The 20689-nt window shown below is 42.8% G+C and carries 25 protein-coding genes, 1 tRNA gene and 1 pseudogene; 12 read left to right on the forward strand and 15 right to left on the reverse strand.

Going from position 1 to position 20689, the window contains the following annotated elements:
- Positions 1 to 29: 29 nt before the first annotated feature.
- The 5 genes and pseudogenes from R2I63_RS05500 to R2I63_RS05520 all read left to right on the forward strand — a co-directional run.
- Positions 30 to 224 (forward strand): annotated as a pseudogene (locus R2I63_RS05500) (IS5/IS1182 family transposase); the annotation flags it as partial.
- Positions 225 to 482: 258 nt separating this feature from the next.
- Positions 483 to 1043, forward strand: coding sequence for a hypothetical protein (locus R2I63_RS05505; protein WP_316359707.1), 561 nt, complete (start codon positions 483 to 485; stop codon positions 1041 to 1043).
- On the forward strand, positions 1037 to 1186 hold the full coding sequence (locus R2I63_RS05510) for a hypothetical protein (RefSeq protein WP_316355615.1): 150 nt from the start codon (positions 1037 to 1039) through the stop codon (positions 1184 to 1186). Before R2I63_RS05505 ends, R2I63_RS05510 begins: the two co-directional genes overlap by 7 nt.
- Before the next feature lie 4 nt (positions 1187 to 1190).
- Positions 1191 to 1598, forward strand: a complete 408-nt coding sequence (locus R2I63_RS05515) for a DUF7674 family protein (RefSeq protein ID WP_316355617.1) — start codon at positions 1191 to 1193, stop codon at positions 1596 to 1598.
- A 116-nt stretch (positions 1599 to 1714) separates the two neighbouring features.
- Positions 1715 to 2695: an IS5 family transposase gene (locus tag R2I63_RS05520; RefSeq protein ID WP_316355619.1), complete on the forward strand. Its 981-nt coding sequence runs from the start codon at positions 1715 to 1717 to the stop codon at positions 2693 to 2695.
- Between the two features lie 367 nt (positions 2696 to 3062).
- Here the strand turns inward: R2I63_RS05520 and R2I63_RS05525 are convergent, their stop codons facing one another.
- The 3 genes from R2I63_RS05525 to R2I63_RS05530 all read right to left on the reverse strand — a co-directional run bounded on the left by R2I63_RS05525 (position 3063) and on the right by R2I63_RS05530 (position 3688).
- Positions 3063 to 3287 carry an IS3 family transposase gene (locus R2I63_RS05525; protein WP_445083630.1) on the reverse strand — a complete coding sequence of 75 codons (225 nt, stop codon included), beginning with the start codon at positions 3285 to 3287 and terminating at the stop codon, positions 3063 to 3065.
- A gap of 123 nt (positions 3288 to 3410) precedes the next feature.
- A complete protein-coding gene (locus tag R2I63_RS10650; protein ID WP_445083677.1) occupies positions 3411 to 3554 on the reverse strand; it encodes an integrase core domain-containing protein in 144 nt (47 codons plus the stop codon).
- A 59-nt stretch (positions 3555 to 3613) separates the two neighbouring features.
- Positions 3614 to 3688 (reverse strand) — tRNA-Pro (locus tag R2I63_RS05530).
- Between the two features lie 80 nt (positions 3689 to 3768).
- Between R2I63_RS05530 and ung the strand changes: the two genes are divergently transcribed.
- Genes ung through R2I63_RS05545 form a run of 3 tightly spaced genes read left to right on the forward strand, consistent with a single transcriptional unit; the run spans position 3769 to position 6564 of the window.
- Positions 3769 to 4449 carry a uracil-DNA glycosylase gene (ung, locus tag R2I63_RS05535; RefSeq protein ID WP_445083631.1) on the forward strand — a complete coding sequence of 227 codons (681 nt, stop codon included), beginning with the start codon at positions 3769 to 3771 and terminating at the stop codon, positions 4447 to 4449.
- Positions 4442 to 5674, forward strand: a complete 1233-nt coding sequence (locus tag R2I63_RS05540) for an MFS transporter (protein WP_316355623.1) — start codon at positions 4442 to 4444, stop codon at positions 5672 to 5674. The genes ung and R2I63_RS05540 overlap by 8 nt, the downstream gene beginning before the upstream one ends.
- Positions 5671 to 6564, forward strand: a complete 894-nt coding sequence (locus tag R2I63_RS05545) for a small ribosomal subunit Rsm22 family protein (protein WP_316355626.1) — start codon at positions 5671 to 5673, stop codon at positions 6562 to 6564. Before R2I63_RS05540 ends, R2I63_RS05545 begins: the two co-directional genes overlap by 4 nt.
- Here R2I63_RS05545 and R2I63_RS05550 read toward each other — a convergent pair.
- The 10 genes from R2I63_RS05550 to thrS form a co-directional block, all read right to left on the reverse strand.
- Positions 6559 to 6702: a hypothetical protein gene (locus R2I63_RS05550; RefSeq protein WP_316355629.1), complete on the reverse strand. Its 144-nt coding sequence runs from the start codon at positions 6700 to 6702 to the stop codon at positions 6559 to 6561. The genes R2I63_RS05545 and R2I63_RS05550 overlap by 6 nt on opposite strands.
- Positions 6699 to 6830 (reverse strand): hypothetical protein, encoded by a 132-nt coding sequence (locus R2I63_RS05555; protein ID WP_316355632.1) that lies wholly within the window; start codon positions 6828 to 6830, stop codon positions 6699 to 6701. The genes R2I63_RS05550 and R2I63_RS05555 overlap by 4 nt, the downstream gene beginning before the upstream one ends.
- Positions 6831 to 6842: 12 nt before the next feature.
- Positions 6843 to 7097 carry a hypothetical protein gene (locus tag R2I63_RS05560; RefSeq protein ID WP_316355633.1) on the reverse strand — a complete coding sequence of 85 codons (255 nt, stop codon included), beginning with the start codon at positions 7095 to 7097 and terminating at the stop codon, positions 6843 to 6845.
- A 76-nt stretch (positions 7098 to 7173) separates the two neighbouring features.
- Positions 7174 to 7542, reverse strand: coding sequence for a hypothetical protein (locus R2I63_RS05565; RefSeq protein ID WP_316355634.1), 369 nt, complete (start codon positions 7540 to 7542; stop codon positions 7174 to 7176).
- 226 nt (positions 7543 to 7768) lie between these two features.
- Positions 7769 to 8206, reverse strand: a complete 438-nt coding sequence (locus R2I63_RS05570) for a GtrA family protein (RefSeq protein WP_316355636.1) — start codon at positions 8204 to 8206, stop codon at positions 7769 to 7771.
- Positions 8207 to 8224: 18 nt separating this feature from the next.
- A complete protein-coding gene (locus tag R2I63_RS05575) occupies positions 8225 to 8890 on the reverse strand; it encodes a putative nucleotide-diphospho-sugar transferase (protein ID WP_316355638.1) in 666 nt (221 codons plus the stop codon).
- Positions 8887 to 10311, reverse strand: coding sequence for an adenylosuccinate lyase (purB, locus tag R2I63_RS05580; RefSeq protein ID WP_316355641.1), 1425 nt, complete (start codon positions 10309 to 10311; stop codon positions 8887 to 8889). Before purB ends, R2I63_RS05575 begins: the two co-directional genes overlap by 4 nt.
- Positions 10308 to 11045 carry a CT583 family protein gene (locus R2I63_RS05585; protein WP_316355643.1) on the reverse strand — a complete coding sequence of 246 codons (738 nt, stop codon included), beginning with the start codon at positions 11043 to 11045 and terminating at the stop codon, positions 10308 to 10310. Before R2I63_RS05585 ends, purB begins: the two co-directional genes overlap by 4 nt.
- The gene (locus R2I63_RS05590; RefSeq protein WP_316355644.1) at positions 11021 to 11821 is read right to left on the reverse strand and encodes a ParA family protein; all 801 of its coding nucleotides are present in this window, start codon (positions 11819 to 11821) and stop codon (positions 11021 to 11023) included. Before R2I63_RS05590 ends, R2I63_RS05585 begins: the two co-directional genes overlap by 25 nt.
- Positions 11821 to 13740 carry a threonine--tRNA ligase gene (gene thrS, locus R2I63_RS05595; protein WP_316355646.1) on the reverse strand — a complete coding sequence of 640 codons (1920 nt, stop codon included), beginning with the start codon at positions 13738 to 13740 and terminating at the stop codon, positions 11821 to 11823. Before thrS ends, R2I63_RS05590 begins: the two co-directional genes overlap by 1 nt.
- 81 nt (positions 13741 to 13821) lie before the next feature.
- Here thrS and R2I63_RS05600 point away from each other — a divergent pair, with 81 nt between their 5' ends.
- The 4 genes from R2I63_RS05600 (at position 13822) to R2I63_RS05615 (ending at position 17894) form a co-directional block, all read left to right on the forward strand.
- Entirely contained in the window at positions 13822 to 14859 is a 1038-nt protein-coding gene (locus R2I63_RS05600; protein WP_316355648.1) for an FAD-dependent oxidoreductase, read from the forward strand.
- Complete coding sequence (locus tag R2I63_RS05605; RefSeq protein WP_316355651.1) at positions 14849 to 16792, forward strand: hypothetical protein; 1944 nt, start codon at positions 14849 to 14851, stop codon at positions 16790 to 16792. The genes R2I63_RS05600 and R2I63_RS05605 overlap by 11 nt, the downstream gene beginning before the upstream one ends.
- 92 nt (positions 16793 to 16884) lie before the next feature.
- A complete protein-coding gene (locus tag R2I63_RS05610; protein WP_316355653.1) occupies positions 16885 to 17364 on the forward strand; it encodes a TM2 domain-containing protein in 480 nt (159 codons plus the stop codon).
- 164 nt (positions 17365 to 17528) lie between these two features.
- Positions 17529 to 17894, forward strand: a complete 366-nt coding sequence (locus R2I63_RS05615; protein ID WP_316355656.1) for a hypothetical protein — start codon at positions 17529 to 17531, stop codon at positions 17892 to 17894.
- 9 nt (positions 17895 to 17903) lie between these two features.
- On the opposite strand, the gene R2I63_RS05620 is transcribed toward R2I63_RS05615, so the two are convergent.
- Together R2I63_RS05620 and R2I63_RS05625 are read right to left on the reverse strand one after the other, a co-directional pair.
- A complete protein-coding gene (locus R2I63_RS05620) occupies positions 17904 to 19292 on the reverse strand; it encodes a glutamate decarboxylase (protein ID WP_316355658.1) in 1389 nt (462 codons plus the stop codon).
- Positions 19273 to 20682 (reverse strand): APC family permease, encoded by a 1410-nt coding sequence (locus tag R2I63_RS05625; protein WP_316355659.1) that lies wholly within the window; start codon positions 20680 to 20682, stop codon positions 19273 to 19275. The genes R2I63_RS05620 and R2I63_RS05625 overlap by 20 nt, the downstream gene beginning before the upstream one ends.
- Positions 20683 to 20689: the final 7 nt, after the last annotated feature.

The raw sequence follows: 20689 nt of genomic DNA on the forward strand, positions 1-20689 counted from the left end.
TTCAACATGAAAGTGCTTATACTCTTTTCATTCCTCTGAGGTCAAATCGCAAAAAATGGAGAGAATTTGATAAAGAACTATATAAGCTTCGACACCTTGTAGAAAATGCTTTTCTCCACCTAAAACGATGGCGTGGAATAGCCACTCGATATGCCAAAAATACAGCTTCATTCATAGCTGCAGTGCAAATCCGTTGTATCGCTCTTTGGGCTTCTATCTCATGACGACACTATCTAGAGCAAATCAAGAAAACCCTTGAGATTATATTTGATAGTCCCAATCTGCGAATTTTTGTAATGCTTACGATTGTGATATTCTTTATGCACTTCGGACACATCATCTTTGACCCCATCAAAAAATATTTAAAATTTACATTGGGTAGAATATGGGAATTCTTTGATATGTGGTTGTAAATCTTTGACTAGATAACCGCTATTGATTAAGCTCTTATGGCATCTTGATCAAACTAGTAGCATGAGCCGATGCAGAAGTTAACACATCTTAGAGTCCCTCAGAACCTCCCTCCTCTCTCCAGCTCCTCAGAAAGCTCCATCTCTAGTGACAAGTCATGCGGTTATAGTTCTGCATCTAGTTCTACAGAAAACTCTCCTCCGGCAAGACATTTACCACTAAGACTTCCAGAAGCAAAGTATCAAGAGCTATTTGACTCTATAGATCCCTGGCACCCAAATCCCGAGCAAAGACTATCTGCCAATACACAGCACATGAAAACCCTGCAGACAACAATCAATAGGAAGATTCAAGAAAGTTATTTCTTTGTTTTGGGAAAGCAGCAGGAAGATGAGCGCTTTCAAAAGGTTTTTGTTGATTTCTTCCGTGAGATACGTGGTGTTAACAACTTAGCTAAAGAAGCATCTATTTTGTTAGCTGATCATTTTCGAGGCTATGCAGACGTGAGTGAAAAAGTCGAATACACCATAGATGCTGGAGACTTTTCAGATATCCACTGTACTTATCATCGACCAACAGTGGTAGTACTGCTGCTGCTATCAGACATGAGTTGGAAACTGGGAATATGGTAATAGGAAAGTTTCATTCTCAAAAAGGAAGAGAGAGGATCACCCAAATCGAGAAATGGTTAAGAAATAACCCGAGTGCCAGTCATGGGGATCGGGCTGCTGCAGAAAACATCATTAAAGATATCCTCAACGCATTGGGAGAATAAAAAAATGAAAGAAATAACAGAAGAAAAGTGCATAGAATTAATGAAAGAAAAATTCCCAAAGTTTCTTCCATATTGGGAAAAATATGTTGAGGAAGAAGGTTTAGATGATGGCATCACCATTAAAGTTATCCCGTTTGCTGAGTATACTATAGATAGATTAAATCTTTGCGACGATCTAGAGTTAGGGAAGATTTTTGATTTAGTGGAGTTTTTGTTGAATAGAGGGGATCAATCTGTGCAAAATGCTATGGCGACTGGATACTTAGAATGTTTAATGCACAAAGACCCAAATGAAATCAAATTTCGAGGCTTCGTTAAATTTCTTGGAAAGCATTCTCTTGAATATTGCAAAGCCTGGGATAAATTTACTGGAGTTAGAACAGATGGTCTTTGGGATGAAGAAGTCATTTAAAAGCAAGCGCCCCCGGCTTTGTTGCATAAATAGCTGCAGAAAATGTGATTCTTGCCTTAAGGTCAGTGAGTCTATAAATTTTTTTGTTTATGAAAACGAAAAACCATAGGCTCAAAATGACGAATAAGAAAGATTCAAACCCATCCAAAAAGAGAAATCTCTATCGAATCCGCAACTGGAAGCAGTATAACACATCATTGAAAAATAGGGGGAGCATCACTTTTTGGTTTAGTCCCGAAGTTATAGAGAAGTGGTATTCCAACGAAAATTTAGGTAGTCGAGGTCGGCCAAAATTCTATTCTGATGACGCCATCCTATGTGCCTTGATGATACGCGCAGTTTTTCATTGCAAGCTTCGTCAACTTCAGGGTTTTATCGAGTCACTTATTGCGATCTTAGGTCTCAACCTTAACTGCCCCCATTACTCAGTCTTCTCTCGGAGAGCCAGACATCTGAAAATCCCTTTAAAAAGGCCTCTTAAGTCAGGGGAAAGCTTGAATGTGATTTTCGATTCTACCGGATTGAAAGTTTTTGGTGAGGGTGAATGGAAAACCCGCAAGCATGGATACTCTAAAAGGAGAACATGGAGAAAACTTCATGTGGGCATGTGTGTTGATTCGAATGAGATTGTTATTGGAGCTCTGAGCTCAAATAATGTAACTGATGACGCAGCTATGGTTGAGATGATGGATTGCCTAGACGACTTCTCGTTGGGAGATGTTTACGGTGACGGGGCCTATGACACAATAGATTGTCGGATGGCCGTAGATGATCGAGGGGGAAGGCCGGTCATTCCACCACCAAAAAATGCCCGCCTTCACAAGAAAGATCCCGCTCCATGCTTGGCTCAAAGAAATACAGCTATAGAGGAAATCAGGCGAGGTGGAGAAGATGGGAGAAAGCTTTGGAAGGAGAAAGTGGGATATCATAAAAGGTCTTTGGTCGAGACTTTCATGTTCCGATTCAAGACGATTGTGGGAGACAAACTTCGCTCAAGAACCTGGGGAAATCAATTTACCGAATCTATGATAAAGCTCCAAGCTCTGAACTGTATGACCGAACTGGGTATGCCAGATAGTTATAAAGTGATAAACTGACCCACAGAAGTGGGAGGGCCAAAAAGACTTTCAATAAATTATGCAACAAAGCCGCGCCCCCCTAAAAAACAACCTCTATAATTGCGCTCTACGTGCTTATTTAACACCAGGCAATTAAACACATAGCTTTTTGTTTTTATGCGCTTATAGTAAACTTATAAGTAAAAACAGGAAAATAAGCCGTGGTTCAAGATAAACCAAGAAGCTTAATGCAGGGCGCAATAACCACCAGTGGAGCATCCCCATCAAAACACTAGAGGCCTATAAAGACCTTCGTGAATCGTTACTAGAAAAGCGGGTAATACCAAAGGCATTGATCAAAAAGCCGTAGCAAAAACCTGACCTTGCCCCGATTTTGTGGACGGTTTTAATATAGGCTTTTTTGGCACTTTTCTTCAAATTTTGTTGGGCTTACGTATCCCAATGTTGAGTGTCTTCTTTTAGTATTGTAATAACACTCTATGTAGTTAAATATTTCATTTTCAGCATCTTTCACATCCTTGTAAATCTTACCTCTTACACACTCTCTCTTCAAGGTGCTAAAGAAACTCTCCATTGCAGCATTGTCATAGCAGCTTCCTTTGCTGCTCATACTTCCTATGATTCCGTTGTGCTCAAGAAGCTTTTCAACTGATTGTTAAGGTGCACCCCATTGTCAAGACAGTTTTTTTGTGATTTTCTAGGAGACTTTTCGTCTCGAATGTTTCTTCATTTATTAGGCCAATGCCTCCATATATTTTATTTTCCCTGAGCTCTCAGCCCCATGCATTTCATTAGGTGTTTTGTAGCCTAAACTCTGATGAGGTCTCTCCTCATTGTAAAATTGGATATAAGAACCGAGGCTCTTTTTGGCTTCTATCTCATGACGACACTATCTAGAGAAGAAAAAAGTTTCTTTCAATTTTTTTGTAAAAGGAATCTGGGTGAGAGGATTCGAACCTCCGACCCCTTGCACCCCATGCAAGTGCGCTGGCCAAGCTGCGCTACACCCAGAAATAGAGGGCAATACTGTATGGTTATTTACTGTTTGTGTCAACCTTGTAGTAAAGTTTTCAACATGGTATTCTACCGGCATGATGCAAATGGAAAAAAGTTGGCACGAAGCCCTCAAAGAAGAAATAAAAAAGCCCTACATCTCGGAGCTTAAAAAGTTTTTAGAAGGTGAGAAAGAGAGAAGCCAGATCATTTTTCCTCCTGAGGAATATGTTTTTAACGCTTTTCATCAAACCCCTTACGGTGAAGTCAAAGTTGTTTTGATGGGACAAGACCCCTATCACGGCCCGAATCAGGCAGAGGGGCTTTGTTTTAGTGTTAGGAAGGGAATTTCTCTTCCCCCTTCGTTAAGAAACATTTATAAAGAGATGGAGGCGGATGTAAACATTCCTCCCGCTTCTCATGGATGTTTAGTTAACTGGGCGAAACAAGGTGTTTTAATGCTCAACGCAACCTTAACGGTTCGAAAGGGAGAACCTAAGTCACACTTCGGAAGGGGATGGGAAACCTTTACAGATGCGGTTATTCGAAAGCTTTGCATGCGAACAGACCCGCTGGTTTTTATCCTATGGGGAAGGTCTGCAAAGGACAAGTGTGAAAACATTTTAAATACAGTGAAACATCCGCATGCAATTTTGACGGCAGCACATCCCTCTCCCTTTTCTGCAACACAGTTTTTTGGGTGTCGTCATTTTTCGAAAACAAATGCTGTTTTAAAAGAGTGGGGAAAGTCCCCTGTAGATTGGTCTGTGGATGGATAAGGAGGTCGTCAAACAAAAAACTTCCCTGTTTTCAATTTTCTTTACTTTTGCGGTAGACAATCTGGGCGCAACCATTGTCTTTCCGATTTTTGCCCCCCTTTTTTTAGAGCCTTCAAGGGGATTAATTGGGACGGAAGCTTCTCTTGCTTACAAAACAACGATGCTCGGATTATTCTTAGGAATCTTTCCGTTTATGCAATTTATTTTTGCACCGATTATGGGAGAGTATGCGGACCATCACGGAAGAAAAAAAGCCCTTCTGTTAACGACATTCTTAACTTTTGTTGGATACGCGCTTAGTGCGTTTGGAATTCATCATCATTCTCTTTTTATTATTTTCCTTGCTCGACTGATTATGGGAGTTGGTGCTGGAAACCTTTCTATTTGTCTTTCTTCTTTGTCTGATTTAAGCCCCAGCCCCAAGAAGAAGGTTCGTTATTATAGCTATGGTTCGGCGGTTGCTGGTTTGACATTTATTCTTGGTCCTTTTGTCGGAGGAAAGCTTTCTGATCCTTCAATTTCGCCACTATTTGGCTCCTCCTTTCCCATGTTTATTGGTGCAATACTTGGCTTAATCAACGTTCTCTTTATTCTCTTTGCATTTGGTGAAACTTTAGAAAATCCGTCTAAAAAACCCTTTGATTTCATCAAGGGAATTCACAATATTCAGCTTGCTCTCAAAACAGATTCCATCAAAAGCCTTTACCTCATCTATTTTTTCTATCTTTTTTCATGGAATATTATTTTTCTTTTCGTACCAGCCTTTGTTGTTGAAAACTTTCATTTAAGTAACTCCAAAATTGGAGATATTTGCGCACTTCTTGGGGTATGCTGGATTTTTGGAACAGGATTATTGCATCGCCTTTTCTATCAAACGGTTAACCCAAAATGGATTCTCCTTACTTCTTTTGTTGCCTTTGGGTTGCTTGTCGTTTTTATTCCTTACCCACACTCTTTGAAAATTTTTCTTGTGATTCTGGGAGGCTGTACGATTATCTCAGGGTTAATTTGGCCTTTATGTACAAGCGCAATTTCTAATGCAGCGCCCCCAAAAATCCAGGGAAAAGTTTTAGGTTTGAGCCAGTCAATGCTTTCCCTAACGATGATGTTTTCCTCAATTCTTGGGGGGTTATTCCTTCACGCCCACTCGATGATTCCATTCGTGTTTTCAAGTATTTCTTCCCTAGCAGCAGCAGCAGTTCTTCTTCAGGCGAAAGTTAAATGAATCTTGAAGAAGCCATAGACTCTATTTGTAAACCCTATCCGCAAAAAGCGCTTGTGCAAGCAGCAGCGGAGCTGTCAAAGCGGTATCACCATAAACAATCTCACACTACCGACCTTCACCGGATTGCCTACGTAGCAACCCGCCTTCCCGCAACATACGTTGTTTTAAGGAGGGTATTGTCACAGGTTGAAATGCCCACAACAATTCTTGATTGCGGCGGTGGTCCAGGAACCTCGATCTGGGCGCTTCTTGATCACCCCATCGACAGTCTCACCTTAATCGAACAAGATACTGAATTTATCCGACTCGGAAAAAAAATTGCTCCAGAAACTTCCTTTTCTGTCACCTGGAAGACTGGAAGCTTTCTCAACCTTAAAGACTCTGCCGACCTCCTCCTTTTTTCCTATTCTCTCAATGAAATTCCCCAAGAAAAGCTGTCTACGGTGGTCGAAAAAGCCCACGAGTTAACAAACAACTTCCTTGTTATTGTTGAGCCTGGAACCCCGGAGGGTTTTGAGCGTATCCGAAAAATTCGCACACAGCTTCTTTCTTTGGGCATGTTCCTCCATGCCCCATGCCCCCATCATAATACTTGTCCAATGTCAGGCTCAGACTGGTGCCATTTTTCAGCGCGCCTCTCTCGCACCGCGCTCCATCGCATTCTTAAAAAGGGATCACTTGGCCACGAAGACGAAAAGTATTCCTATATCATCGCCTCTAAAAATCGGCACACTCCATCAGGCGCGCGCATTCTCCGTACGCCGCTCAAGCGCAAAGGTCATACCGTTGCAACCCTCTGCACCGAAGAGGGCCTTATCCAAAAAACCTTCACAGGCAAAGAGCGAAAAAATCTCCATTGGGGGGATCTAATAACCAACATTGAGTCATGAATCAAACTTAGTGTTTTTTAGGTTATTATACACTTCTTCAGGAAGTTCCATAATGTTATGCCACTCAGGGTCATCCCGAATTTCATCATCTAGCTTTTTCTTTCCATTGTCTTGTAATAAATGATAAGCATCTATCACATCCCCAAGTTGTTGTAAATCAATTCGTTGTTTTTTTGATAGACTTTTCCATTCAATAACACATTCGCATGGGCTGAAAAAATCTTCGTATAATTCAATGGACCAACATTTCCCAGGATTGTTCTCATCGGTAATTGCTTTTAAAGTTCAGGGTTTATAAATTGATAATCACTTATGGGGATATGAGATTCAAAGGAATCTTTTGCCACAAGTTTTCCGTATTTATCCAAATATCCCTTATCTGTTCGTTGTTTCACATAAGGTTTTTGTTGAGCTGGGTTGGGACTATTCGGATTACCAGGCATGATCCTCGCTTCATATTGACTATTCTTGGGAGAAATATCTTTCATCCCTCCATTATTTTTGGAAATTTGTACTTTCCAAATGGGATCCACGTCCTTTTGGATTTTTCTGTAAGCGTAAAGAAAGCTATATGGAGTGTTAAATTTGAATTCCTCTATATCTAGGCATTTATAAATTGTTAAAAGTGGATATGTCGGGGTGTGAATAATATCCACATTCCTTACGCATAAAAATGTGACCAAGGTGTGTACCGTCTATGCTATGGAGAGGAAGAAGCCTCCAGTAAATGGATGTGTCAGTTTTATCTTCATAGAAATTGGTGGTCTCGATTAGAAGCCTTGGGTATTTGTAGTCTCCTTCTTCGTAGGTATTTTCAAGTTGATCAAAATAGTTCATCTCTTGATACCATTTGGAGTGAAAATCCTTGGGCTCCAAATAATTTTCTCTCCAGATCCAATAGGGGCGAAAATAACTTTCTACCGTGTAGATACCCATTGCATCTAGAAAATATAAAGCTTTAATAAAACCCCACTCCACTTGCTGGATGCTTTACGACCCCCACTCACCGCAATGGTAAGGGCAATCAAACTGAGTGGCTTTAGGGTCTTTAGAATTATATAACCAGTCGAGCCATCCTGCAAACAAGGATGAAGTTATAGTAAGAAGGAGGATGAGACGAACGGCTTTCACATGAAGCACTATGTTAGAAAATTTGAATTAGAGCTTTAAGTTGATTTTTCAAAAAAATCAACCATAAGAAATACTAGCTGGATTCTTCTGGAGAAGAGGCTGGTTTAAAGACCCACTTGCGAGAAAGAATGTAGGACACTGCGGCGTAGACAATCCCAGCGAGGAGTTGGCTCATGTAGGGATTTATGTGGGCACTAAGAAAGACTTTTAGTGCGATGAGGTTGAAAAAAAAGGCGCACAGAAATACCAATATGAACCGTATCAACTCTGAGCTCTTTTTTGTTTTCACAGTACGAAAAACAAAACTTTTCCCTAAAAAGAAGGAAAGAAAAAAACAAACAATATAACAGATAGCATTACTTAAATAAGGCTCAACCCCGAAATACATCAGGGTAAAAATAATTACAAAGTCAATCAGAGCATTAAAGGCCCCGACAAGGGAAAATTTATAGATAAGTTTAAATTCTGCTTTGATTTTGCTCATACTAATTGTAGTAACCCATCTCGGCATTTCATACCAAAGAAAACCCTATGATTTTGTAGTTAGGATTTGGTGTTTTTTTTCTGCAATGAAGGCGGCTTCGTCCCAGAAGGGGACGACCTCGTGATTAAGGGTCTTTTTGAGAGTGCGTGAAGCTTGAAAGTGGATAATGATTGCTTCGTGCAATGTCTTTTCATCTTCAACTTTGTTGTAGACTTGGTAGTAGCGGCTGTCAAGCGCATAGACTTCTGCAGTGGAGCGCTGAAGGACATTTCTTAGAGAGACTTGATCCCATAGGTGAGGGTCTTGCTTGAAAAGGGTTTCTGTTTCAAGGTCCCACTCTTGAAGAACTTTGAGAGCCTCGGGTGTGTTGTTTACAAAGACAGTGCCGGAGATCATTTTCGATTGATGGTCTTTCGGGAGCTCATTGACGATGCGAAGGGCGATATCGGCATCAAGCGCTTCGAAAAGGGTCGGTTTTTGGACAATGAGGGCATCGGCATCTAGCCAGAGAATCGGGCGTTTGAGGTCGATGAGTTTTTTCAGGATATATTTAGGTTTGAAGCAGCAGTTTTTCTCCCATGTTCCAAAATTAGGGATGGGATCGATAGAATAGGGAAGGTCAAATTTTTTGCAGGAGGCGATGAGACCCTCCACTTCTTTTTCGTACCCAGTATTGGGGGTATAGAAGCAAACAATGGTGGGAAAGCTCAAAACTCTACGCTCGGGATTAGGGCATCAACATCGAGATGTTTTTCCAAGATGGGCTCGACTTCGAGCTTTAAAAACTCCAAGACTTGTTCATGTGAACGACCCGTGAGATTCTTTAGTTGAAGAAGTTCTTCCATTTCCTTTTCTGATAGATTGACAGCTTTTAAGAGGGTGGGGAGAAGGTCGTAGGTTTCTCCAGTTTCTTTTTTCTTTTTAGCGGCTTCAAAGGTGTGTTTGCGGAGAATTTCATGGGCCTCTTGTCTATCCCTTCCCTTTAAGACAGCAGCAGCAAGGATGGTTTCGATGGAGATATAAGGAAGGTGTTCATTTAGATGGGCTTCCATGAGTTTTGGGAAGGTTTTTAATCCAGAAACAATTGTGTAAAGCAGGTTGATCACACTATCGGTGGCTAGGAAGGCTTCAGGAATTGTCATTCTTCGGTTGGATGAGTCGTCGAGTGAGCGTTCAAGCCATTGATGGGCAGCATTGTCAACGCTATTTTGAGACATATTCATCACGAAGCGGGAAAGACCGCATACCCGTTCAGAATAGATAGGGTTGCGCTTATAGGGCATGGCTGTTGAACCAACCTGAGTTTCTTTAAAGGGCTCTTCGACTTCCCCTAAGTGGGAAAGAAGGCGGAGGTCTGTTGCACACTTGTGCGCACTTGCACTAATGCTTGTCAAGAGTGAAAGAATTCGCTGTTCTTGCTTACGCGGGAAGGTTTGACTACAAATGATGAAAGAACGGCTAAAACCCATTTTTTGGGTAATCATATCATCGAGTTTTATGACTTTCTTGTGGTCCCCTTCAAAGAGAGACAGAAAAGACCCTTGGCTTCCAATGGCCCCTTTGCACCCAAGAAAAGGAAAGTCTTCCATGATGGCAAGAAGGTCTTTAAAGTCTGTGAGAAAGTCTTGAAGCCACAAACTACTGCGCTTTCCAAAGGTGGTTGCCTGGGCGGGTTGAAAGTGAGTATAGCCAAGACATGGAGTGTTTGATTGCTTAAGGGAAATGTGGTTGAATTTTTCGATCAGGAGAATCAGCTTTCCTTTGAGCAGTTTCATCCCTGTTTTTAGAGCAATGAGGTCTCCGTTGTCCATAATGTAAGAGCTAGTAGCTCCCATGTGTATGACTCCTCGCGCTTGAGGACAAGCGTCGCCAAATGCGTGGATGTGAGCCATGACTTCGTGTCGCGTCTCTTTTTCATATGTGCGCACTTTGTCAAAGTCGATTTGATCTACGGCAAAGCGCATCTCGTTGATTTGACTGTCGGTAATTGGAAGGCCTAGTTCTTTTTGAGCTTCTGCTAGGGCAACCCAGAGTTTTCTCCACGTTCGATATTTAAAAACAGAGGAGAACGTCTCCTTCATTTCTGAAGAGGCGTAACGAGTGGTAAGGGGAGACTCGTAAAAGAGGCTCATCTTGATAGCAGTCCAGTCAGCTCAACAATGAGGTGACTGATCTCCACCTTTTCATCATTTGTTGGGATGAACCGTTCGTCTTTGGTTCCTTTAACAGCACGCCTCAGGTTTTCTAAAACACCTTTTGTCCTATTGGGGCTTCGTTTGTCTTTTTTTGCTAGAGGATAAGAGCTGCGGAGTTTCTCCAAAAGCTGGGTTTTAGATTCTCCCTGGTATTCTTCTACGAAAGCTTCTTTTTTTTCTTGAGGAATAGAGCGGCTAGAAAGGCTGTAAATTGCCTGCCTAGGCATTTCATCCACAATCCCTTGCAGTTTTTTAGGAAGAGCATTGTAAAGCTCATAGTACTGCATAAAGTTGTAAGGTGTTTGACGGTTGCCGTAGGTTTTAAGAAGCCAGTTACTAAAAGCGCCATCCCGATATTTTTTCAGAAGAACCTGCGCTTTTTTTACCCTCTCGCCATGTAAAATGACTGCCTGATTGCTGATCGCTTTGACTTCTGAAGTGAGGTCTGTGAGTGATTGCAAGTCAGCTGCAACATCGGTATCGTCAGTCTGATATTTTTCGAGTAGATTTTGAAGAGAGGTTTTTTCTGTTTCGCTAATAGGGGTGACTTGAAATACCCCACCAAAGTTTGCGGGAACGTTTTCAGAGGTCCTCTGAGCAAGCTCATTCATTTTTTCTTTTTTAGGGTGATTGCGAAAGCGTCCCATTAAGAGAGAGTTGAATTTAGGCATTTCTGCTCCATGTTTTCATAGGCGGTCATTTTGTTTAATAACTCTTGCGTAAGCTTCCGGTAATCTTCTGCTGCACGACTTTTTGGGGAGGTCTCAAAAACGGGTTTTCCATGAATTGAGGCTTCAGAAACAGCGATATCTCTTCGGATTTTTGTCTGCAATACTTTTTCTGGGAATGTATCTTCGACAACGTTTAAAAAGTCTTCGTTGTTTTTCCCGCGCATGTTCCAAAAAGAAAGGGCAACTCCTAAAAGTTCGAAGGGGTGGCGTTCGGAAATATAATGCATGAAGAATGAAAGGCGTTGCAAGCCTTTGATGCTGTAAAATTCTGGGGTTGCACAAACAAGAGCAAAGTCGCAAGCAATCAGAGACGATTCTGTGAGCCAGCAAAGAGAGGGAGGTGTATCAATCAGTGCAATGTCGTATTTAAGAGGAGCTAAAAGTTTCTTCAGTTTCTCATGCGAATAGCGATCTGAAGAAAGAACCCCAGTGACTTCCACTCTTTCAAGCCAAGTGTCTGCAGGAATTAAGTCTACTTGAGGGTGATCCGTATGGACAATGACTTCTTGAATGGATTTTGTATCTTGAAGAACGGCTGCTAAACTGTCGTGATTGTCAGGATCGAGACCAAGGCCTGCTGTGAGGTTTGCTTGTGCATCAAAATCGACCATTAGGACCCGTTTATTATGGAACCGGGCAATGGCTGCTCCCAGGTTGAGGGAGATAGATGTTTTTGCAGTTCCTCCTTTGAAACTACAAACAGAAATAATTTTCATTAGCCCTCCTGATAAGGTGAGGTCAGTTTCCTCTCCTTATATTCGATTGTGCAATTTTTTAGGAAATCTTCTAGCTTGATTTCTCCATGCACAACATTGTCGCGTGTTCTAAGTGCGATGGATTTGTTTTGGACCTCTTTGTCTCCAACAGTGAGCATGTAGTTTATCTTAAGAAGTTGAGCGTTGCGGACTCTTTTTCCTAATGACTCCGGAGACTCGTCGCAGTCGCAAAGAAATCCAGCTTTTCGAATTTGCCGAGCGACATCCCGAGCATAATCGGCGTGGGCTTCCGCAACTGGAATCACGCGAACAGGAAGGGGACTCATCCAAAAGGGAAACTTTCCAGCAAAGTGTTCAATGAGGATTCCCAAAAACCGCTCAATCGACCCGAAAATCGCGCGGTGAATCATGATGGGGCGTTTGTATTCTCCATCACTATCTTTGTATTCTAGTTTAAATTTTTCGGGGAGGGACATGTCAAGCTGAATGGTTCCGCACTGCCAACGTCGTCCAATGGCATCATGGACATGAAGGTCGATCTTTGGGCCATAAAAAGCGCCATCCCCTTCATTAATTTTGTAGTTGGAACCCCACTCATCAAGAGCTTCTTGAAGTCCTGCTGTGGTGACTTTCCAATCTTCATCGCTTCCCATGGCTTTTTCTGGGCGTGTTGAGAGCTCGAAAGTATAACGGAGACCAAAGGTTTCATAGATCTCCTTCACTAAGTGGAGAACACCTAAGATTTCATCCTTAATTTGGCTTGGTTGCATAAAGATATGGGCATCGTCTTGGTGGAAACTCTGTACCCTAAAAAGGCCATTCAGTGCGCCTGAGGGTTCCCTTCGGTGAACATGGCCAAATTCAGCAATTCTCAAAGGAAGTTCCCGATAACTATGGGAGCGCCCTTTAAAGTAAAGCATGCATCCGGGGCAGTTCATCGGCTTAATTGCATAGGATCGTTCATCATCTAACTCTACCGTGAACATATTTTCTTTGTAATGTTCCCAGTGTCCTGAAAGCTCCCATAGCTCGCGCGTCATGAGTTGAGGTGTTTTAATGGTTTCGTATCCATTGCGCAGATGCAACTCTTTCCAGTAGTTCACAAGATGGTCCCATACAGCGACTCCACGGTTGTGGAAAAAGGGCATTGCGGGAGCCTCTTCTTTGAACGAAAAGAGGTCCAGCTTCGCTCCAAGTACGCGATGGTCCCGCTTCTTCGCTTCTTCAAGCATTTTGATGTAGGCTTTGAGCTCCTCTCGACTCGGAAATGAGATCCCATAAATCCGAGTGAGCATGGTGTTTTTTGAGTCGCCTCGCCAATAGGCACCAGAGGTCTTTAAAAGCTTAAACGCTTTAATTTTCCCAAGGCTTGGAAGGTGAGGGCCGCGGCAAAGGTCAAAAAACTCGCCTTGCTTATATGCGGTCATTAGACTCCCCTCTTCAAATCCCTCGATCAGCTCTTTTTTGTAAGGATTGTCACCAAACTCTTTAAGGGCTTCTTTTTTTCCGAGAAATTCGTGTCGCTCTGGCTTGAAGTTTTCACCTAAGATCTTTTTAATTTCTTTTTCAATCCGAGGGAAATCACCCTCTGAAACATCGAGATTTGCAAAGTCGTAGTAAAACCCATTCTCAATTGGAGGCCCGATGGTTGGCACTGCTTTTGGCCAAATCCGTAGAACGGCTTGAGCAAGCACATGGGCAGAGGTATGCCAAAACACCTCTTTCCCCTCCTGAGATTCGAAGTCAAGCAGCTTGACATCATCTCCATCAGAGAGCTGAGCATCTAGGTCTAGCTGTTTCCCGTTTATAGAAACCGCCAAGGCCTGGTGAGGCTCCCTAAGGTTCATCTTTTCTGCCAACTCTTTGGCTGAACTCCCCGTGGGAAGTTCGAGTTCTTGGTTATCGCACTTCACTTTCATGAACAACTTTTTTTACTAATGTTACCTCTCAAGTCTACAAGAGATTGTAAAAAAGGGAAAGAAATTGCTACAACTATAGGGATGAAAGCATTTGAATGGACAGTCATTGGTGCGGGCCCTGCAGGGATCGCCGCAGTCGGGAAGCTTGTAGACAGTGGTGTTAAGCCGCTTGACATTGCTTGGATAGACCCCAAGTTTAAGGTAGGGGACCTAGGGGAGAAGTGGCGACGGGTTTCAAGCAATACAAAGGTGAAACTCTTCACAAAATTTTTGGAAGAGTGTGCTGTTTTCCGTTACCGGATGGCTCCCGACCATAAGATGAAACACCTTGACCCCGAGACGACATGCCTTCTTGGGGATATAGCAGACCCTCTTCAATGGGTCAGCGACCACCTCAAAGTTGCTGTACATGCTTATGAAAAAAAGGCGACCACTCTCAACCTAAAAAACCAGCTGTGGGAGGTAGAGATGGATGGTGAAACGATCCTTTCAAAGAACGTGATTCTTTCTACGGGTGCAACCCCTAAAAAATTGAACTTCCCCGCCCTTGGTGAAATTCCTATTGAAGTTGCTTTAGATGACGAAAAGATTGCCCAAGAGAATTTGGAAAACGATACCGTAGCTGTATTTGGAGCCTCGCACTCTTCCATGATTGTACTCAAAAATTTGCTAAATGCTGGAGCAAAAAAAATCATTAATTTCTATCTTTCCCCTCTTAAATATGCCCTTTATATGGATGATTGGATCCTATTCGACAATACGGGGCTTAAAGGAGAGGCTGCAATCTGGGCTCGGAAAAATATCGATGGGAAGTGGCCTGACAGGCTTGAGAGATACCATTCGTCAGATCCTAATTTTCAAAGACTCATCTCCTCTTGCACAAAGGTTGTCTACACTGTTGGATTCGATTGCCGGATTCCTCCGAAAGCGCCTCAGTATCATGAGCTGAAATGTAACCATCGGAACGGGATCATTGCTCCCGGTCTTTTTGGTTTTGGAATTGCCTATCCCGAAAAAGTTGAAGATCCTTTTGGCAACGAGGAGTACAGCGTGGGTCTTTGGAAGTTTATGCTTTATATTAACAAGGTTCTCCCTCTCTGGAAGCGCTATGCCCCTTGACATTCCCCTTCTCGGCCATAATCTCGAGCAAGCGAGAGAGCTCGCTCGCAGAATTGTTCATCAGGAAGACATTGAGTTTACCCCTCATTCACTTTGGGACAAACACTTTGAAAGGGCCCTTCATTATCTAGAATCTAAAGAGGCAAAAAATCATCTCAGGCGGTTCACTCTCCCTGTGGCGAGCCCTTATATCGAAACATTGATTCGCCGCAGTTTAGGGCTTCCCGATAAACAAAAGCTGGAAAACACCCATCTCCAAGAAAGCGTTGTTTCTGCTCTTCTTTGTCCCCTGAGACAGGTTGTTGGCTCGTGCTTTGCGACGGCTCCCGCAATTTTTATTCAAAGAGAGCAACCCGAACGCCTTCTACTTGATCTCCACGATCTGATGATGCTTGGGCAGCTCAAAAGGACATTTGCTGGACAAGAGTTTGCTGTTCCCATCAGCCCCAAATGGGGAGAGAGGTCTAGTGATCACCCCCTTCTCCGTGTTTGGGAGTATACACTTGCTTCTTTTTCTGATTACAAAACGACCTTTAGTAGCTGGAATCTCTATAAGTCACTTGGTCTTGATCCTAAGGACAAGGGTGGCATCGGAGCACTTATCTACTCAACATTGCAAGAGAAGCTCGATGATGCAAATAAGGAGGTAGAAAAACTCCACTCGGAATATGTGCGCGCTATTGATGAGGCGCGCGTCTCGCAAGCCCTTCTTCGACAAGCTGACTCTCCCGATCGGATGAGGATGCGAAAAGGAGAGCTCGAAGTGAGATCCCACCACGCGCAAGGGTGCAAAGACGATCTCGATAAATTTCACGAAAAAGCGCAATCCCTGTCGCAGTTTTTCCCTTTTGTTATCGAACAATATGCGCAGAAGTTTCAAGAGTATTTTCTTGAGATTTATGATGCGGATATCGAGCATATCAATGAGCAGCTTTATGAAGATAGTCCTGCAGGATTTCGCCTTTGTTACAAGCATGGAAGAAGCGATCCCTCCGCTTGGACAATGATTCAAACAGAGCGCGATTTTATCGATGCTTTGCGGCAATTTTTTCTTGCAGTTGAACCTCAAATTTGTTCTGCATGCGAATGGGATGATGGAGTTCCTGAGATAGAGGCTCTCACAACTCAAGTGATTCATTTTATTCAAACCGAGGAGTTTCTTGCCTTTGCGCTTAAAGAGAAAAAGCCTTGGAGCTATACCTCCGGGGGGAATATGCACTCTCTCCTCAAAGGATACTATTGCATTGAGGGGGAACTTTCAGAAGAAAAACGCCCCATTGAAAACCCTACCGATCTTCTCACCTTCCTTCTCGACCTTCTGAAGGCACTCCCCTACAATGTCACAAAACCGTTTGAAATTGATTCTTTAGCAAGTCTGTTGATGTATTCCCCAACACATGCTTTTCTTCTCAAGCCTGGCTTATCTCCCTTTAAAGAAGGATGGCTTGACAAAGGGTTTACTTATACATGGATCCGCGATTATGTCATCGACCCAGGAAAGAGCTACTATAATACTGTGCGCCTTGATCGCGAAATGCAGATACTTCTTGCTTCTAAAGTCATTCAAGGTGAGTTCTCTCCCCACGGGGAGGCCTTGTCTGTTTCAGACTTTCGAGCCTATTTACTAGACATCTCTCCTAAACAAGAAGATGACATTGACAATCTCCTTTTCCAGTCGCTGCGCCCACCGAAGCCCCTCCTTTTTGCCGATACCAACTGGGCTGATTATTTCTTTGCTTTCGCTGTCAACCCAGCGTCCTTAGAGCTAGACCTATATAGAATCAGTACCGATGGGTCTCGCGCCTATCCTATGAATTCCTGGCGCCCCTACCTAGATAGAACAACCTCAGCTCCTTGGGGAGTCCTCACCCGTCCCAGTGACCTCTCAGGAGCTGCCCTCTCCGATATCGCCCTTAAACTTAGAAGAGTCTAACTCTCACCTGCAATATCGGGCCTTCTTGACATATCAGTCAATTTTTGATCACAACTTACTTATTATAGGGCGATTAGATTTTTTTGTGAAAAATGGATTATAAAGCGCAAGTTTTACTCTCAATGTTTTTAGGGATGTTTGGAGCAAACCATTTCTATGCAGGGAATCATGAAGAAGGTGTAACGCCTCTGCTAGGGACTGCAGTTTTGATTTATTTTGGTTTACCAACACTTAGTTTTATTTTGACAACAATTTCCCTACTTCAGCTTAACGAAGGGAATTACACAGATTCTGATGGAAAAGTGATTCGGCAGGTTGTTCAGCTGAAGAAAGAAGAGATCAGTTCAACGGATCAGAAAACGACACTTATATTGTGCTCATTCTTAGGTTTTTTCGGAGCTCACCAATTTTATACCGGGAAGCCTCTTAAGGGGGTTCTAATGCTTTGTAGTTTAGGCGGGCTGCTTATTTGGTCTAGCATGAATTTGTATCAGATCGCAACTTGCGATTTTAGAGATGGTGAGGACAAGGTTCTCTGTCATTCCTACATCAAAGCAAATCACGGGATGTAAGGAATGCAGTTGTATTCCGCGTATCAAATAAGACATAGCGCAGTCTAGTTTAGGCGGCGCTATTTTTTTTTCCTGAGCATTTAGTTCAAAATGGTCTATAGCTAAAATCTAGCGAATATGTCATTCAAAAAATTATAACTAAAACGAAATATTTTAGCTATAACATGCGCGAGACTCCAATCACCGATGAGGGGCTGAAATGTCTCAAAGGTTTAGAAGCTCTTCGAGGAATTAACTTAATCTATACAGAAATCACTGATAAGGGATTGGAATATCTTGCGCAGGTGCCCAATTTAGAAATTATTACCATGGTGGGGACAAAGGTGACTGATCAAGGACTCACATTTCTGACATCTATGGAGAATCTCCGTCAATTGGCTCTTTTAAAAACAGCAATCACCGATGAGGCGATTCCTATTCTTGCAAAAATTCCGAATTTGGAACAGGTAGGCTTAGGCCCGGAGGTTTCTCAGAAGGGATTAAAGCAATTAAAGAACCTTCGTCCCCTCTTAAAAGCACGTGTTCTTTAGCGCTACATTCTAGCAAATGGAGCGATGCTTTTCCTTGCCATTGGCTTTGGCTGGCGGTGCTCCATTTTCTAAAAAGTTGCAGGCATTTTCAATATCTTGAAACAGAATATCTGCCATGTCGCGGCTAAAATGCTCGCGAATAACCATGCGAAGAAGGGAGATTTCTTCGGCATTGGCTGGCATGGTATAGGCTGCAATGACCCAGCCTCTTTCCCGTAGCTTAGCCGAGAGATCATAGACGGTGAATTTTTTCACTGAATCCTTAAGCTTTAAAGCAACAACAGGGAGCATTTGCGCATCATTGATCATCTCAAACTTTCCTGATTCCTTGAGTTTTTCTGCAAGGTATTGGGCATTCGACATGCAGTTTTTCATGATATGGGTGTAGCCTTCTCTCCCTAGGCGCAGGAAGTTATAGTACTGCCCAAGGACAAAAGCCGAATTACACGAGAAGTTAAGGGTATAGGTCGGCATCCATCCCCCAAGGTAGTTGACCTTAAAAATAAGATCTTCTGGGAAGTCTGATTCATCGCGGTAGATAATCCATCCGACTCCTGGGTAGACAAGGCCATATTTATGACCAGAAACGTTGATGGATTTGACTTGTTCGAGGCGAAAATCCCATACAAAATTGGGGCTCGTAAAGGGGGCAACAAATCCCCCACTTGCCGCATCAACATGGAGAGGGATGTCCCAGCCTTTCTCCTTTTTAACCTTTATTAGGAGGTCATTGATCTCTTGGATTGGGTCTGCTTGTCCCGAATAGGTTGTTCCTAGAATGGCGCCTACAGCAATGGTGTTTTCATCGATCCGTTTTTCGACTTCTTCGGTGGTGATAACGTACCGTCCTTTTTCAAGTGGAATGACGCGCATTTCAACATCGAAATATCGTGCAAATTTTTCCCAACAGACGTGCACTTCAGCCCCAAAAATAATGTTAGGCTCTGCCCCCTTTTTTGCCCGTTTTTTCCATTTCCATTTATGAGCTAAAAGGCCAAGCATAATTGCTTCTGAAGAGCCAATGGTTGCAGCGCCAATTGAGGAGCATTCTTCAGGTGCGTTAAATAGACGGGCAAGCATGTTTACACACCGATTGTGGATCACTTCTGTCTGAGGATATTCATCATGATCAATAAAGTTTTTGTGGAGGTTTTCAGTGATGAGTTTTTCTGCCTCAGGCTCCATCCAGGTTGTGACAAAACTTGCTAAATTGAGCGATGGATTGGAATCCATATTGAGCTCATCATGGATGAGTTGGTAGGCGGCATTTGCGGGCATGCTATTTTCGGGGAGTTCGTACTTTGGAATTCTCTCCTTAAAGTAGCGGGAGCTATAGGTTGAAACATGTCCCTTTTCTGATTCCTGAAGTTTACTTAAGTCATTTTTTTTGGTTATCATTTTTGAGCTTCCATGAAGGTTTTCGGAAATGAATCATTAAAATTGGTACGCCAAGGAACACAAGAGTGCCGATGGTTAAAAATAGAACGTAAAGTAGAGGGCTTCCAATTGAGAGTTGTGTAGGAGGAAAGAGCCCAACAACAATCGCAAATAGGGCTCCTAAAATCCCCACTCCTCCAACGAGCCACATCCCAAAATTCCCTCCAGGGATTGTGTAAGATCGCTTGACATCAGGTTGCGTGTAACGGAGACGAATTGCTGAAGCATAGAGGAGGATGTACATCACTAAGTAAAGAATGGCGGTGAGAGCTGTTAAAAGGAAAAAGGCGGTGCTTACTGTTGGCATAAGGAGAAATACCAATGCTAAAATCGTTACGACTCCCCCTTGAATTAGTAAGATGTGTGTAGGGACATTGTTTTTGTTTCTCGTTTCTAAAATGGGAGGGATGTCGCCTGCTTTAGCGGTTGCAAAAAGACCTTTACTCGGCCCAACGATCCATGCTGCGACCCCTCCTATCGATCCAAAAGCTACCAAAAGACCAATAATGGGGAGAAGCCAGTCCAAATGGAATATTGAGAAAAGCTCTTTAAATCCTTGCATGAGTCCGGCAGTTAAACTGATTGCGCTTGCAGGCAAAACAGAAGCAATTGAAAGAGACCCAAGCGAAAAAACGACTAAAATAATGAGCGCGGCTAAAAAGATGGCTTTGGGATAATCCTTTTTAGGTTTTTTTATTTCATTTGCGTGGACGGCTGAAACTTCTATTCCTGCAAACAGAAGGACAACACCTGCTAAAAAAGAGATATTGTTGAAGTTTGAAAAATCGGGAAAAAATCCCCCTGGACTTAGTGTGAATGCTAGGGGTTTTCCCATAAATATCCACGCGAACCCTAAGCCAATAATCAATATACCAGGAAAAATTGTTCCGCAAATAACCCCGAGAGTGCTCAACCAACCGGATGCAACAACTCCTCGAAAATTGATAAGCGTGGCTCCCCAGTAGACAATCAAAATCACAGCAACATTGAAAAATTTATTCGATGCAAGTTGCGGATTTAGAAAGAGATAGGAAAGTGCTCCCGCTGCAAAAGCAAGAATCGTTGGGTACCAAATGACGTTTTGGATCCATTGCAGCCAGATAGCTGTAAAGCCTGCATGGTCGCCAAAGGCTTCCTTTACCCAGCTATAAACTCCCCCTCCCTCTGACCATCCGGTAGCAAGTTCTGCCGAAATCAGTGATGAGGGAATTAAAAACACGATGGTAGAGAAAGAGAGGTAAAATAAAAGAGAATATCCTTCTTTTGCCATCATAGGAAGGCCGCGCAGGCTCATGATCACAGCGACATTCATCATCGCTAGGAAAAAGACACTTAATCTCTTTTTACTCATAATTTGA

The organism is Candidatus Neptunochlamydia sp. REUL1 (assembly GCF_963457595.1).
GTDB lineage: Bacteria > Chlamydiota > Chlamydiia > Chlamydiales > Simkaniaceae > Neptunichlamydia.

Coding starts and splice junctions, on each gene's coding strand:
- R2I63_RS05590 (WP_316355644.1), bottom strand. CDS start 11,821: ATGAAAATTATTTCTGTTTGTAGTTTCAAAGGAGGAACTGCAAAAACA.
- R2I63_RS05615 (WP_316355656.1), top strand. CDS start 17,529: ATGCGCGAGACTCCAATCACCGATGAGGGGCTGAAATGTCTCAAAGGT.
- R2I63_RS05605 (WP_316355651.1), top strand. CDS start 14,849: ATGCCCCTTGACATTCCCCTTCTCGGCCATAATCTCGAGCAAGCGAGA.
- R2I63_RS05515 (WP_316355617.1), top strand. CDS start 1,191: ATGAAAGAAATAACAGAAGAAAAGTGCATAGAATTAATGAAAGAAAAA.
- R2I63_RS05625 (WP_316355659.1), bottom strand. CDS start 20,682: ATGAGTAAAAAGAGATTAAGTGTCTTTTTCCTAGCGATGATGAATGTC.
- R2I63_RS05555 (WP_316355632.1), bottom strand. CDS start 6,830: ATGAGAACAATCCTGGGAAATGTTGGTCCATTGAATTATACGAAGATT.
- R2I63_RS05600 (WP_316355648.1), top strand. CDS start 13,822: ATGAAAGCATTTGAATGGACAGTCATTGGTGCGGGCCCTGCAGGGATC.
- thrS (WP_316355646.1), bottom strand. CDS start 13,740: ATGAAAGTGAAGTGCGATAACCAAGAACTCGAACTTCCCACGGGGAGT.
- R2I63_RS05525 (WP_445083630.1), bottom strand. CDS start 3,287: ATGAGCAGCAAAGGAAGCTGCTATGACAATGCTGCAATGGAGAGTTTC.
- purB (WP_316355641.1), bottom strand. CDS start 10,311: ATGAGCCTCTTTTACGAGTCTCCCCTTACCACTCGTTACGCCTCTTCA.
- R2I63_RS05585 (WP_316355643.1), bottom strand. CDS start 11,045: ATGCCTAAATTCAACTCTCTCTTAATGGGACGCTTTCGCAATCACCCT.
- R2I63_RS05620 (WP_316355658.1), bottom strand. CDS start 19,292: ATGATAACCAAAAAAAATGACTTAAGTAAACTTCAGGAATCAGAAAAG.
- R2I63_RS05570 (WP_316355636.1), bottom strand. CDS start 8,206: ATGCCGAGATGGGTTACTACAATTAGTATGAGCAAAATCAAAGCAGAA.
- R2I63_RS05540 (WP_316355623.1), top strand. CDS start 4,442: ATGGATAAGGAGGTCGTCAAACAAAAAACTTCCCTGTTTTCAATTTTC.
- R2I63_RS05610 (WP_316355653.1), top strand. CDS start 16,885: ATGGATTATAAAGCGCAAGTTTTACTCTCAATGTTTTTAGGGATGTTT.
- R2I63_RS05510 (WP_316355615.1), top strand. CDS start 1,037: ATGGTAATAGGAAAGTTTCATTCTCAAAAAGGAAGAGAGAGGATCACC.
- R2I63_RS05520 (WP_316355619.1), top strand. CDS start 1,715: ATGACGAATAAGAAAGATTCAAACCCATCCAAAAAGAGAAATCTCTAT.
- ung (WP_445083631.1), top strand. CDS start 3,769: ATGATGCAAATGGAAAAAAGTTGGCACGAAGCCCTCAAAGAAGAAATA.
- R2I63_RS05505 (WP_316359707.1), top strand. CDS start 483: ATGCAGAAGTTAACACATCTTAGAGTCCCTCAGAACCTCCCTCCTCTC.
- R2I63_RS05545 (WP_316355626.1), top strand. CDS start 5,671: ATGAATCTTGAAGAAGCCATAGACTCTATTTGTAAACCCTATCCGCAA.